Source organism: Mammaliicoccus sp. A-M4 (genome assembly GCF_022386955.1).
GTDB lineage: Bacteria > Bacillota > Bacilli > Staphylococcales > Staphylococcaceae > Mammaliicoccus > Mammaliicoccus lentus.
The window spans coordinates 1-14541 of record NZ_JAJNHH010000010.1; the positions used below are offsets into that span (position 1 = coordinate 1).

The 14541-nt window shown below is 32.4% G+C and carries 10 protein-coding genes and 1 other annotated feature; of the genes, 8 read left to right on the forward strand and 2 right to left on the reverse strand.

Features of this window, described 5'->3' with window-relative positions:
* Positions 1-455: 455 nt before the first annotated feature.
* Complete coding sequence (locus LQ682_RS09255; RefSeq protein WP_182093982.1) at positions 456-1724, reverse strand: replication-associated recombination protein A; 1269 nt, start codon at positions 1722-1724, stop codon at positions 456-458.
* A 91-nt stretch (positions 1725-1815) separates the two neighbouring features.
* Between LQ682_RS09255 and cymR the strand changes: the two genes are divergently transcribed.
* On the forward strand, positions 1816-2235 hold the full coding sequence (gene cymR, locus LQ682_RS09260; RefSeq protein ID WP_182093981.1) for a cysteine metabolism transcriptional regulator CymR: 420 nt from the start codon (positions 1816-1818) through the stop codon (positions 2233-2235).
* Between the two features lie 195 nt (positions 2236-2430).
* The gene (locus LQ682_RS09265; protein WP_182093980.1) at positions 2431-3165 is read left to right on the forward strand and encodes a trypsin-like serine peptidase; all 735 of its coding nucleotides are present in this window, start codon (positions 2431-2433) and stop codon (positions 3163-3165) included.
* A 62-nt stretch (positions 3166-3227) separates the two neighbouring features.
* Here the strand turns inward: LQ682_RS09265 and LQ682_RS09270 are convergent, their stop codons facing one another.
* Positions 3228-4235 (reverse strand): LLM class flavin-dependent oxidoreductase, encoded by a 1008-nt coding sequence (locus LQ682_RS09270; protein ID WP_064204501.1) that lies wholly within the window; start codon positions 4233-4235, stop codon positions 3228-3230.
* Between the two features lie 314 nt (positions 4236-4549).
* Between LQ682_RS09270 and sal(B) the strand changes: the two genes are divergently transcribed.
* The 6 genes from sal(B) (at position 4550) to alaS (ending at position 14492) form a co-directional block, all read left to right on the forward strand.
* Positions 4550-6175, forward strand: coding sequence for an ABC-F type ribosomal protection protein Sal(B) (sal(B), locus tag LQ682_RS09275; protein ID WP_239724143.1), 1626 nt, complete (start codon positions 4550-4552; stop codon positions 6173-6175).
* Positions 6176-6234: 59 nt separating this feature from the next.
* Positions 6235-7383, forward strand: a complete 1149-nt coding sequence (locus tag LQ682_RS09280; RefSeq protein WP_239724144.1) for a cysteine desulfurase family protein — start codon at positions 6235-6237, stop codon at positions 7381-7383.
* Positions 7376-8485 carry a tRNA 2-thiouridine(34) synthase MnmA gene (mnmA, locus tag LQ682_RS09285; RefSeq protein WP_064204504.1) on the forward strand — a complete coding sequence of 370 codons (1110 nt, stop codon included), beginning with the start codon at positions 7376-7378 and terminating at the stop codon, positions 8483-8485. The genes LQ682_RS09280 and mnmA overlap by 8 nt, the downstream gene beginning before the upstream one ends.
* An 87-nt stretch (positions 8486-8572) precedes the next feature.
* Complete coding sequence (locus LQ682_RS09290; protein WP_239724145.1) at positions 8573-9238, forward strand: tetratricopeptide repeat protein; 666 nt, start codon at positions 8573-8575, stop codon at positions 9236-9238.
* Between the two features lie 2 nt (positions 9239-9240).
* Positions 9241-11613: an SF1B family DNA helicase RecD2 gene (recD2, locus tag LQ682_RS09295; protein WP_103268856.1), complete on the forward strand. Its 2373-nt coding sequence runs from the start codon at positions 9241-9243 to the stop codon at positions 11611-11613.
* 38 nt (positions 11614-11651) lie between these two features.
* Positions 11652-11819, forward strand: a binding site (T-box leader).
* Positions 11820-11861: 42 nt separating this feature from the next.
* Positions 11862-14492: an alanine--tRNA ligase gene (gene alaS, locus LQ682_RS09300; protein WP_103268855.1), complete on the forward strand. Its 2631-nt coding sequence runs from the start codon at positions 11862-11864 to the stop codon at positions 14490-14492.
* The last annotated feature ends 49 nt before the right edge of the window (positions 14493-14541 follow it).

Sequence of the window (14541 nt, forward strand, 5' to 3'; positions counted from 1 at the left end):
GATAATGCTAAAAGACCTTTTATTCCTTAAACTTACTACTTATTTTTGAAAAATAAGTAGAGATTAACAAAATGAATCTGCTAAAAATCAACCAGATTTATTTTGTTAATACATTCTAAAAAACCAATGGTTGATTACTTCTAAAGATATTACACATAAATATGGACTTGACTTGATACGCTGCTCTAACGTGCAAGAAATATAAGACAAGCTCGTTACATTTTCTAACGAGCTAGAGGTTGTATACAAGCCCGTTAGCGCAATATCTATCATCATTTCAATGTAATTTCACCCTAAATATATACGATACATAGCGCTAACGTGCAAGAAACATATGACAGGCCCGTTACATTTTATAACGAGCTAGTGATGATAAACAAGCCTGTTAGAGTGATATTTCCTACGATTTTGTATAATGTTGACTCCGTTTATATTCTAGATGACTTTATTATATATTAGTTTTTGTTTTTTAAATTTTTGTAGACTTCTGCAAACTGTTGTTCTGCTTTGGACGTTAATTTTGGTTGGTAGTATTGTTTATGCTTTAATGTATCAGGTAAATATTGTTGTTTTACATAACTATTTTCATAGTTATGAGGATATTTATAGCCTATTGCGTTACCTAAATCTTTAGCACCTTGATAGTGTCCATCTTTTAAATGTTTTGGCACAAGACCTGCTTTACCATTTTTAATATCTGATAATGCTGAATCTATTGAGGTAATAGCTGAGTTAGATTTAGGAGAGAGGCACAGCTCTATAACTGCCTGACTTAATGGAATACGTGCTTCGGGAAATCCTAATCGTTCACTTGCTTCAATTGCTGATAATGTTCTTGCTGCAGCGCCTGGTGAAGCTAAACCAATATCTTCATAGCTAATAACTAATAAACGCCTAGCTATAGTAGGTAAGTCTCCAGCTTCTATAAGTCGTGCTAAGTAATGTAGTGCAGCATCTACATCACTACCTCTAATAGATTTTTGGAATGCGCTCATGACATCGTAGTGTTGATCACCATCTTTGTCATGTTGAAAAGCGCTTTTTTGTATACATGTTTTTGCGTCTTCAACCGTAACGTGTCGAGTATCATTTTCGATATCTGCGCTTAATACAGCTAGTTCTAATGCATTCAAAGCGCTTCTTACATCACCATAACTAGCTTGTGCGAAATAAGCGATTGCTTCTTTATCTACTTCAGGTTGATATGATAATAATCCATTTTCTTCATCGTTTAATGCACGATTTAAAGCTTCTATAATGTCTTCCTCTTCTAGCGGATATAATTCGAAAATTTGAGCTCTACTTCTAATCGCTGGATTAATAGCATGATATGGATTTGAAGTGGTTGCACCAATTAAAACTATTTTGCCCGATTCTAAGTGAGGTAATAAAAAGTCTTGCTTCGCTTTATCTAATCTATGAATCTCATCTAACAGTAATATAACTTGTCCAGAAATTTTAGCTTCTTCTACGACAAGTTGCATATCTTTTTTCGTGTTTGTAACAGCGTTAAGCTGTCTAAACTTATATTGTGTACTACCTGCAATAGCTTGTGCAATGCTTGTTTTTCCTATTCCTGGGGGCCCATAAAAAATCATAGACGTTAATCTTTTAGTTTCTACCATTCGTCTAATAATGGCTTTAGGTCCAACTAAATGATTTTGACTAATGACATCATCTATCGTTTTTGGACGCATTCTATATGCTAACGGTTCGTTTTTCATCTGTGATCAACCTTTCTAATTACTCAAACTGTCAAAAAAATGATAAAATAAGTTAAACAATACTTTTTAAAGAAAACAAGAGGTGTAGTACATGAAAATTTCAACTAAGGGACGATATGGCTTAACACTAATGATATCGTTGACCAAGCGTTATGGTCAAGGATGTACATCATTGAAGTCTATCGCCGAAGAAAATAATTTAAGTGATTTATATTTAGAACAATTGGTAGGGCCATTAAGAAATGCTGGTCTTATTAAAAGTGTCAGAGGTGCAAAAGGGGGATATGAATTACAAAAATCACCATCTGAAATCACTGCTGGGGATGTTATAAGGTTATTAGAAGGACCAATTACACCAGTCGAAGGAATAGAAGATGAATCTCCAGCTCAACAACAGTTATGGATAAGAATACGTGACGCTGTTAAAGAAGTGCTGGATAATACGACTTTAGAATATTTAGCGAACTATACAAACCAAGATGAATTAGAAGGTTATATGTTCTATATTTAAAAATAATTGAGATTGAACGCGAGCGTTCAATCTCTTTTTTTTATGCCTAAGTGTACGATTTCAGTGCCCAACTGTAAAAAAACTGCTATAAAAGTTAACAGTTGGGTATAAATAATATCAAAGTGAGGTATTTTTATCCTAGAATATTAATTTCATATTAAAATAATTGTACATTACAACAAAGGAGTGTTTTAAATGAATAGATTAAAAATATTTATGTTGGCCTTAGTCTCCGTTATTATGGTTGGTTTAGTTAGTGCACCATTAGAAGCAAATGCACATAATGAACCAAAACAACCAAGAGTCATATTACCTAATAATGACCGCACGCAAATAACAGACACGACTTCTGGACATTACCAATCTGTTGCATTTGCTGATATAGGCGGTACGTCTATAGCATCTGGGGTTGTAGTAGGTAAAAATACAATTTTAACAAATAAACATGTAGTAGACTTTACGAATGGTGATGCATCTCAATTGAAATTCTCACCAGGAGCAAATGGCGAAGGAAATTACCCGTTTGGTACTTTCACAGCTACTGATTACACAACTGCTCCAGATGGAGAAGATTTAGCTGTGGTCCATGTTGGTAAGAATAGTAAAGGACAGTCTATTGGTGATGTAGTTCAACCTTCAAGTCCAGTAGATACATCATCTGTGAAAAAAGGTGATCCAATTACAGTTACAGGTTATCCTGGTGACAAGCCATTAGCTACTTTATGGGAAAGTAAAGGTAATGTATTATCCGCTTCAGGCAGTAGCATTACATATGATTTAAGCACATACGGTGGTAACTCAGGTTCACCTATATTTAACGCTAATAAAGAATTGATTGGTATTCATTATGGTGGTGTTACAGGTGAACATAACAGTGGTGTCCTATTCAATTCAAGTGTACAAGAATATATTAATAATAATTTAAAATAGAACATAAACACACAGTCCGAGACATTTAAAAATGTCTCGGACTGTGTGTTTTTATATCTAATTTACTCACTGTATATTTCGTCTACTACTTTTTTGAATGATTCAAATGATTTATACTGTTTATCTAAATCATAAATATAACTAACTGCCATAATTTCATCTACATTATATTTTTCTTGGAATGCTAAAAATTGTTTTTTAACTGTTTCTTCACTACCTATAAATGAAGTGTTTGTTTTATCTTGTGCCATATATTTTTCTTGAGGTGACCAAATATTTTCTAATTGATCTGTTGGTGGTTGTAATGGTAAACGTGAATTTCTAACAATACCTAAGAACATTAAATGCATAGTGGATGATAAATATGTTGCTTCTTCATCTGTTTCTCCTATTATGACATTTAAACATACTGTCACACGTGGTTTATCTAAATACTCAGATGGTTCGAATAAATCACGATAAATTTCTATAGCTTGTGCCATTTGTTGTGGTGCAAAATGAGCTGCAAACACATAAGGTAGACCAAGGCGAGCTGCTAAGTGTGCAGAATCTGTTGATGAACCTAACACGTATATAGGGATATTTGTATCTACACCAGGGTAAGGTCTTACATATGATTGATCTTCTTCAGGACCGAAATATTTTAATAATTGTTTAATGTCATCTCCGAATGTATATACACCTTTATGTGAATCACGTCTTAGTGCAGAAGCAGTCATCATATCAGTGCCGGGAGCGCGACCAAGTCCTAAATTAAGGCGGTTTGGAAACATAGTAGCCATTGTACCAAATTGTTCTGCTACGACTAGTGGAGCGTGGTTAGGAAGCATGATACCACCTGAACCTACCATGATTGAATCTGTATGTTCTAAAGTATGTTGTATTAATAAAGCAGTTGCAGAACTTACTAAATTAGGTGCATTGTGATGTTCAGCTATCCAATAACGTTCGTAACCTAATTTTTCTACATGTTGTGCAAGTTGTACCATATTTTGAATCGCTTCTTGCTCTGATTCTCCTTTTCTTAAAGGAACAAGATTCAAAGCAGAAATTGGGAAATGTGATTGCATGTTTAATTCTCCTTACTTATTTATATAATCGAAGTATAACAATAGTAAAGAAGGCGCTCTATGAAATTGCTCATTAAAAGTTGACTAATGTAAAACTTCTCGTTATACTATATGGAAATTTAGCGAAAGGTGGCATCAATATTAGACATGGACATCCAATAATTTTTACGCACTTAATTTGATTACGTAAAAATACCATTGTATTACACAATGATGATTGGATAAATATGTCTAAATATTATAAGCCACCATTACTGAGAATAGTGTAATGGTGCGTCCTTGTATGTGTAATACATGGGTCGGGAGGCAACATTATGCTATTTTTATTTGAAGAAAAACCATTAGAAATTGAGAATAAACAGCTTATAAAACGTTTGTCATTTCATATCGAAGACCATGAGCATTTAGCCATTATCGGCGTTAATGGTGTTGGTAAATCTACGCTATTACATCATATTCATAAAAATGAATTGATTGATACAGCCATGATGGAACAAGATTTAAGTAAATATGATGATATTGATGTTATGGATTATGTCATGTCTGCATATCCAAAGTTAGTTGGATTGAGAAAAGATTTATCTGACATTGATTCTTTAAATAGTTATATAGAATTAGACGGATATAACGTTGAAAATAACATTATTATTGAAGGAAATAAATTAGGATTATCATCAACACATTTTGAGCAAAAGATAGGCACTTTAAGTGGTGGTGAGCAAACTAAAGTCTCATTTTTAAAAGTTATTTTATCAGATGCACCATTATTATTAATAGACGAACCAACTAACCATATGGATAAAGAGATGAAAGTGTGGCTAATAAAAGCTTTTAAATCAGAACAAAGAGCTATTCTATTCGTTTCGCATGATAGAGAGTTTTTAAATGAAACACCAGATGCTATTTTAGAACTCACAAAAGATGGTGCAACTCGATATTCAGGTCATTATGATGATTATAAAAATCAAAAAGATATTGAAATTGAAACAGAAAAATTAAAATATGAAAAAGAACAGAAAGAACAAAAAGCAATAGAAGAAAGTATTAAGAAATACAAAGAATGGTATCAAAGCGCTGCTCAGAAAGCTTCTGTTCGAAGTCCATATGCTCAAAAACAATTAAGTAAATTAGCTAAAAGATTTAAATCAAAAGAACATCAGTTAAATCGTAAATTAGAAGAATCAAAATCTGATAATCCGTTAGAAGAAAATTCATTATTTTCTATAGAAAATAATGAATTTAAATCACATTATTTAGTAAGATTCGAAAATGTTTCATTTTCATATAAGAGTCGTGAAATTTTTAAAGACACTTATTTTGAAATAAAGAGAAATCAAACTGTAATTATAGAAGGTAAAAATGGGTCCGGTAAATCTACATTGATACAATTAATTTTAGGTAACTTATTACCAATGAGTGGAGCTGTCAAAAAGCACCCTGACTTAGACATAGGATACTTCTCGCAAGATTTTCAAAATTTAAACCCAAACAACTCGGTATTAGAAGAAGTTATGGATATTGAGAATATGACGATAACAGACGCGAGGACTATTTTAGCGAGTTTTTATTTTGATAAAAGCAGGATGAATGATAAAGTTCGTCAGTTATCAATGGGAGAAAAGTGCAGGTTACAATTTGTAAAATTATATTTTTCTAACCCACACATCTTAATTTTAGATGAACCAACTAATTATTTTGATATTGGTATGCAAGAGAAAATCATACAATTAATCCAAAGTTTTAATGGTGCAGTAATTATTGTGTCGCATGATGAAATTTTTAAAGATGAAATAAGAGACCAAGTTTGGAAGATTGAAAACTGTAAGCTCATTCATGAAAATGTATCTATTAATACACCTATTGATGCTGAATCGATGAAGGATGAGTTAAAAATATTAGAGCTATATACAGATGAAAGAAATAAAGAAACAGACTTCTAGTCAATTTTATAAAATGGTGCTAGAATAGTGACATTGAAAACTAAGAAAGGACGTTCAAGATGAAAGTATATGCAGATTATGCAGCGACAACGCCAGTAAAACCTATTGTTACTGAAAAAATAACAGAAATATTATCAGAGCATTATGGAAATCCATCTTCTATACATTCTATAGGTAGAGATGGGAGGAAATATTTAGATCAAGCGAGAAGAGACATTGCATCTGTTTTAGGGTCTCAACCAAATGAAATTATATTTACAAGTGGTGCGACAGAAGCAAACAATACGGCAATAAAAGGCGTTGCGAGAAAAAAAGAAAATAAAGGAAAGCATATTATCACAAGCAGTATAGAGCATCATTCTGTATTGCATGTCTTTGAAGAACTTGAGCGTGAAGGATTTGAAGTCACTTATTTAGATGTTCATCCAAATGGTGTTGTAGATTTAGAACATTTAAAAGAGAGCATTAGACCAGATACAACTTTAATTTCAATTATGCTTGTTAATAATGAAGTTGGAACTGTTCAACCTTTATATGAGATTGCCGAAATAATTGAAGGACAAGAAATTACATTCCATGTCGATGCTGTTCAAGCAATTGGACATATGCCTATTGATTTTAATGAAATGCCTATGGATATGCTAAGTATTACAGCTCATAAATTTGGTGGTCCAAAAGGTATAGGTGCTTTGCTTGTTAAAAAGGATATTCAGTTTAATACATTTATTCAAGGTGGAGAACAAGAACTAAAGAGAAGAGCAGGTACTGAGAATGTTCCTTATATTTGTGGAATGGCAACGGCTATAATTGAAGCTAATGAAAATATGGATTACCAAAATGTACACTTAATGAATTTAAAGCAAAATTTAATCGTAGGATTACAACAAAATGCGATACCATTTGAACTTAATGGAAGTATGACAGATACAACCGGCCATATAACGAATTTATACTTTCCATTTATAGAAGTTGAAACAATGCTTACGTTATTGGATATGTCTAATATTTATGTTTCAAGTGGTTCTGCTTGTACAGCTGGATCTACACTACCATCTCATGTACTACAAGCGATGTTTGGCAATGAAGAAAGAACGAAAAAATCTGTAAGATTTAGTTTTGGATTAGAGACAACTGAAGAAGAGATTAACTATATTGTAAGTGCAATTATGAAAATATATCATCAATTTAAGGAGGAAGAAAATGAATAATCAATCTACCCGTGTAGTCGTAGGTATGAGCGGGGGCGTAGATAGTTCTGTAACTGCGCATATATTAAAAGAACAAGGTTATGATGTCGTAGGCATATTTATGAAAAATTGGGATGACACTGATGAAAATGGTGTCTGTACAGCTACTGAAGACTATAATGATGTTATTGCAGTATGTAACCAACTAGATATTCCTTATTATGCAGTAAATTTTGAAAAAGAATATTGGGATAAAGTGTTTACGTATTTCTTAGATGAGTATAAAAAAGGAAGAACACCAAACCCTGATGTTATGTGTAATAAAGAAATTAAATTCAAAGCATTTTTAAATCATGCTTTAAAACTTGGAGCAGATTATGTTGCTACAGGTCATTATGCTCGTGTAAGACGCGATGGCGATAAAGTAGAAATGCTTAGAGGCGTAGACAATAATAAGGACCAAACTTATTTCTTAAACCAATTAACAGAAGAACAACTTTCTAAAGTTATGTTCCCATTAGGAGAATTAGAAAAAAGTGAAGTACGAAAAATTGCAGAAGAACAAGATTTAGCAACTGCTAAAAAGAAAGATTCTACGGGTATTTGTTTTATCGGCGAAAAAAACTTTAAAACATTTTTATCTCAATATTTACCTGCTCAAAATGGTAAAATGCAAACACTTGAAGGCGTAGATATGGGAGAACATACTGGTTTAATGTATTATACAATTGGACAAAGACATGGTCTAGGAATTGGCGGAGACGGAGATCCATGGTTTGTTGTAGGTAAAAACCTTAAAGATAATGTGTTATATGTTGAACAAGGCTTTCACCATGAAGCTTTATATAGTGATTACTTAATCGCTTCTGATATTTCTTTCATCAATGAATTAGATTTCAGCACACCAATTCAGTGTTCTGCAAAATTTAGATATAGACAAAAAGATACAAATGTTACAGTAGAAAAAATTTCAGATAACCAAATTAAAGTCATTTTTGAAGAACCAGTAAGAGCAATTACACCTGGACAAGCTGTCGTATTATATGATGGTGAAGTTTGTTTAGGTGGCGCTACAATTGATGAAGTATATAAAACTGAAAAGCAATTAGACTATATGGTATAAAATTTTTAGAGGTGATATCTTTTAAGATACACCTCTTTTTAATTTTGTTATAATGGTAGTCAATGATAATTTTAAAGGAGTTAAATCATGCATAACGAAAATCAAATCGTAGAATTAATAGAAAATAAAAAATTTGATGAAGCACTCAAATGTTTATTTGAAAATATAGAAGAGAATCCAAATGAAGTGACGAATTACATTAATGCGGGTACTATTTTGGCTGAAGCGGATGAAATAGAAAAAGCAGAAAAATTCTTCCAAAAAGCTATTACTATAAATGAAGAGCACGGTGGTGCATATTATAGTTTAGCGAATTTATATTACAATCAACAAAGATTTGATGAAGCTGTTAAATTATATCAATTTGCTATTCAAAAAGGTTTAAATGATTCAGATACTAACTTTATGTTAGGCATGTGTTTTAACGAATTAGGAGCACATACTGAAGCAATGCCATACGTTATGAGAGCTCATGAACTAAAACCAGATGACTTAGAAATAGCTTTTCAATATGGTTTAACACTTTGCCAAGTAGAAATGTTTGGAGAAGCCATTACGCAATTAGAAAATGTGCTTGAAAAAGATTCACAACATGTGGATGCATTATATAATTTAGGATTAGCAAAATATATGAAAAATGAAGATGCTGAAGAAGCGTTACAATACTTCAATAAAGCAGTAGAGATACAACCGGACCATTTATTAAGTGGACACGCAATTAAAATGTTTGAACAAATGTCAGAGGAGGACTAGCATTGGAAAATTTATCTTTATTTGATCTTTCACATGTTAAAGGTGAAGTTATTAGAATATTATTTCAAAATAGTGATAACTATTACACTGTTATAAAAGTTGATGTGATGGATTCAAATGAAGATTTTGACCATGAAGTCACTATAGTAGGGTATTTTCCTCAAATTGTAGAAGGTGAAACTTATCTTTTTAAAGGTAAGGTTATTGAACATCCTAAATATGGAAAGCAACTTCAAGCTGACACTTTCGAGAAAGAATTACCTCAAACGAAACAAGGTGTCATTCATTATTTGTCCAGTGATTTATTTAAAGGAATAGGTAAGAAAACTGCAGAGACAATCGTCAATAAATTGGGTGAAAATGCACTACAAAAAATATTGGATGATCCAGATGTATTAGAAGAAATACCTAAATTAAACAAACAAAAACGTAGTACTATAGTAGAATCTATAAGAGAAAATCAAGCGATAGAACGCATCATGATAAAGTTAAATGAATTAGGGTTTGGACCTAAACTAGCCATGAGTATTTATCAAACGTATAAAGAAGAAACAATGAACATCATAAAACAGTCTCCTTATCGATTAGTTATGGATATAAATGGTATTGGTTTTCAAAGAGCAGACCAAATCGCTGAACAAATTGGTATTTCAAAAGACCATAATGAACGTGTTGTGGCGGGTGTGAATTACTATTTAGATCAGCAATCGTTACAAAACGGTCATACATTTTTACCGATTGATATTTTGATCAATGGTGCATATGAATTATTAAATCATAACCAACCTGAAGTTGTAGCAAAAGAGCAAATTAATGATGTTATGGTTGAGATGAGTGAAGAAAGTAAAATTATAATAGAAGACAATAATTGTTTCATGCCATCTTTATATTACTCAGAAGCTAAAAGTGTTCAAATTATGCATAGATTGTATCAACACCAAGAAGATTTAAAAGAAATTGAAAAAAGTGATTTACAACTTCATATTGGTGAAATAGAAGACATGAATGACGTTTCTTATGCTGAAGGGCAGAAGAATGCACTCGAAACAGCCATCAATAATAAAATGATGTTATTAACAGGTGGTCCTGGTACAGGTAAGACGACTGTTATAAGAGGAATATGTGAGCTATATTCTGAAATTCATGGCGTTAGTTTGGATTATGATGATTATCAAGAAGGAACTGATTTTCCAATAGTTTTAGCAGCTCCAACAGGAAGAGCAGCTAAAAGATTAAGTGAATCAACTGGTTTAGAAGCCATGACTATCCATAGATTGATAGGTTGGAGTAAAGATACTCAACCTGATGATGTATTAGATAATGATATACATGCTCATTTAATTATATTGGATGAAATGTCTATGGTTGATACATGGTTAATGTACCAATTTTTAAGAGCAGTACCTGATTATGCGCAAATTATTTTTGTAGGTGATGAAGATCAATTACCTTCAGTTGGACCTGGTCAAATATTCAAAGATTTAATTGATTCAAAAGTCATTCCACGTGTGAACTTAACAGAAGTATATAGGCAACAAGAAGGTTCATCAATCATTGATTTAGCACATAAAATAAAAAATAATATTCCAGTTTCTATTAATGAAAAACATCATGACCGCTCATTTATCAGTTGTAACAGTAACCAAATTGCTTCAGTCGTTGAAAAAGTTGTTCAAGGTGCAGTTAAAAAAGGATATAATATGCAAGATATTCAAGTTCTTGCGCCAATATATCGTGGTCCAGCTGGTATCAATAAGTTAAATCAATTACTTCAAGACATTTTAAATCCTAAAACTGAAGAAACAAGGTTTTTACAATACGGTGAAGTAGAGTATCGTGAACAGGATAAAGTACTACAGCTTATTAATAGACCGGACGATAACGTGTTTAATGGTGATATTGGTGTTGTTATAGGCGTATATAAAGCTGAAGAAAATGCTTTAGGGAAAGATGTTATTATCGTTGATTATGAGGGAAATGAAATAACTTACACGAAACAAGATTTATCAGAGGTTACACATGCATATTGTTGTTCAATTCATAAATCACAAGGCTCGGAATTTCCGATTGTTATCATGCCTATTGTTAGACAATACTTTAGAATGTTACAGAAAAACATTTTATATACTGGTTTAACAAGAGCAAAACAGTCTTTAGTTGTCTGTGGTGAGGAAAATGCTTTTAATCAAGGTATTAAAACATTAGGAAATGGACGTATGACGTCTTTCGATACAAAACTTAAACTGTATTTTAGTAATGATGATACAGAGGAACCAACTGAAATCAAAAATTTGATACTGACAGAAGAAAATATGTATGAAATTGATCCAATGATAAACATGCAAAATAAAACACCTTATGACTTCATGAAATAATTGACATACAAAATAACTCTGCTTATAATCAAATAGAATAAGAAAAGAAGAGGAGTAAATAAATAATCGCTTAGAGAGACATGTTGGTTGGTGAAAAACATGACATTATTTATTGAACGCTGCTTCTTTGAACTATAATCAAATAAACTTAAAGTGATGACATTGTGTCATAACTAGGGTGGTACCGCGATACGTTCGTCCCTTTTTTAGGGATGGGCGTTTTTTATTTATTTTGAGGAGTGATTTGAATGAAAAATTTAAAAGCTAGTGAAATAAGACAGATGTACATTGATTTCTTCGTAGAAAAAGGGCATATGGTTGAACCATCAGCACCTTTAGTACCTATCGATGATGATACGTTATTATGGATAAATTCTGGGGTTGCGACATTGAAGAAATATTTCGATGGCCGTGAAATACCTAAAAATCCTAAAATTGTTAACGCTCAAAAGGCAATTCGTACAAACGATATTGAAAATGTAGGGTTTACGGCAAGACATCATACATTCTTTGAAATGTTAGGTAATTTCTCAATTGGTAACTATTTCAAAAAAGAAGCTATTCAATATGCATGGGAGTTTTTAACAAGCGAACGTTGGATGGCTATGGATCCTGAAAAACTGTACGTTACGATACATCCAGAAGATACAGAAGCTTATGATTTGTGGCGTGACATGATTGGTTTGGAAGAGAGTAGAATTATTAGAATCGAAGGTAACTTTTGGGATATAGGTGAAGGACCGTCTGGACCTAATACTGAAATCTTTTATGACCGCGGTGAAACATATGGACAAGAAGATCCTGAAGAAGAAATGTATCCAGGTGGAGAAAACGAGCGTTACTTAGAAGTTTGGAATTTAGTATTCAGTGAGTTTAACCATAATAGTGATCACACATATACACCATTACCTAATCAAAATATTGATACGGGATTGGGTCTAGAAAGAATGACATCTATTGCTCAAGATGTTCCAACAAACTATGATACTGATTTATTTATTCCAATTATTGAACAAGTAGAACTTATTAGTGGTTTGAAATATCGAGAAAATAAAGAACAAGATACAGCATTCAAAGTTATTTCTGATCATATTAGAACGATTAGTTTTGCTATTAGTGATGGCGCACTACCTGCTAACGAAGGTCGTGGATACGTATTAAGAAGGTTATTAAGAAGAGCAGTACGTTTTAGCCAAAGTTTAAAAATTAATGAACCATTCTTATATAAACTAGTTGATATTGTTGCAGAAATAATGGAACCATACTATCCAAATGTAAAAGAACAAAGCGATTTCATCAAGAAAGTAGTTAAATCAGAAGAAGACCGTTTCCATGAAACTTTAGAAGAAGGTCTTGCGATTCTTAACACGATGATGCTTAAAGCTAAAGAGAATAATCATATATTATCAGGTTCAGATGCATTTAAACTTTATGATACTTACGGTTTCCCAATTGAGTTAACAGAAGAAATCACAACTCAAGAAGGTATATCAATAGATGAAGAAGGCTTTGCGGATGAAATGCGTCAGCAAAGAGAGAGAGCAAGAGCAGCTCGTCAAAAAACGCAATCTATGCAAGTTCAAAATGAAGTGTTGAGTAAATTAACAACACCGAGCACATTTGTTGGTTATGATAAAACAGAAATACAAACAGAACTCACAGATATTATTCTAAACGGCGAAATATGTGAAGAAGCAGAAAGTGGAGAAACGATACAATTTATTTTAAGAGAAACGCCATTTTATGCAATTTCTGGTGGACAAGTTGCCGATACAGGAATCATTAGACATGATCAATTCGAAATTGCAGTGACAGAAGTTACTAAAGCACCAAATGGTCAAAACTTACACACTGGTCATGTTACATTTGGACAAGTTCATGTAGGCACTACAGTTGATGCATTTGTAAATAAAGATGAAAGAAGAAGTATTACAAAAAATCATTCTGCTACCCATTTATTACATGCAGCATTAAAAGAAGTATTAGGAAATCATGTTAACCAAGCTGGTTCACTAGTTGAAAGCGAAAGATTAAGATTTGATTTCTCTCACTTTGGACAAGTAACTGCTGAAGAATTAGAACAAATAGAGCAAATAGTGAACGAAAAAATTTGGGAAAACATTGCAGTCCAAATTGAAGAAATGTCTATCGATAAAGCTAAAGAAAAAGGTGCAATGGCATTATTCGGTGAAAAATACGGTGATATTGTACGCGTTGTAGATATGTCGCCATTCTCTATTGAGCTTTGTGGTGGTATACATGTCCAAAACACAAGCGAAATTGGATTGTTTAAAATCGTTTCAGAATCAGGTACTGGTGCAGGTGTAAGAAGAATAGAAGCAGTAACTGGCAAGGTAGCATACGAAACATTAAAAGAAACAGAGCAAATTCTTAACGATGTAATGAGTCATGTTAAAGTAAAAGAGCAAGATAGAACAATAGAAAAAATTGATCAAATTCAACAACAAATTAAAGACTTAGAAAAAGAACTTCAACATAAAAATAAAGTTATTACGGATTTAAAAACAGGTAATATTGAAGAAAGTGTAGAAGAAATTAACGGTATAAAAGTATTGTCTACACAAGTTGAAGCAGAAAATCCAAAAGTATTGAGAACAATTATGGATGACTATAAATCAAAAATGCAAGATACCGTATTGTTGTTAGCAAGTGTTAACGGCGAAAAAGTATCATTAGTAGCTTCAGTTCCAAAATCATTAACAGATAAAGTTAAAGCAGGAGATATCATTAAAGAAGCTGCTCAAATTACAAATGGTAAAGGTGGCGGTCGTCCTGATATGGCACAAGGTGGCGGTACTGATCCTTCCAAAGTAACAGAAGCATTACAGTTTGTTAAAAACTACATTAAAACTCTATAATTTTAAGTATTAAAGGAATATGATATAATTAATACTAAGTTAATGGAGT

Bases quoted from the DNA above. Each gene is read 5' to 3' on its own strand.
- LQ682_RS09255 (WP_182093982.1), bottom strand. From the start codon at position 1,724: ATGAAAAACGAACCGTTAGCATATAGAATGCGTCCAAAAACGATAGAT.
- cymR (WP_182093981.1), top strand. From the start codon at position 1,816: ATGAAAATTTCAACTAAGGGACGATATGGCTTAACACTAATGATATCG.
- LQ682_RS09265 (WP_182093980.1), top strand. From the start codon at position 2,431: ATGAATAGATTAAAAATATTTATGTTGGCCTTAGTCTCCGTTATTATG.
- LQ682_RS09270 (WP_064204501.1), bottom strand. From the start codon at position 4,235: ATGCAATCACATTTCCCAATTTCTGCTTTGAATCTTGTTCCTTTAAGA.
- LQ682_RS09280 (WP_239724144.1), top strand. From the start codon at position 6,235: ATGAAAGTATATGCAGATTATGCAGCGACAACGCCAGTAAAACCTATT.
- mnmA (WP_064204504.1), top strand. From the start codon at position 7,376: ATGAATAATCAATCTACCCGTGTAGTCGTAGGTATGAGCGGGGGCGTA.
- LQ682_RS09290 (WP_239724145.1), top strand. From the start codon at position 8,573: ATGCATAACGAAAATCAAATCGTAGAATTAATAGAAAATAAAAAATTT.
- alaS (WP_103268855.1), top strand. From the start codon at position 11,862: ATGAAAAATTTAAAAGCTAGTGAAATAAGACAGATGTACATTGATTTC.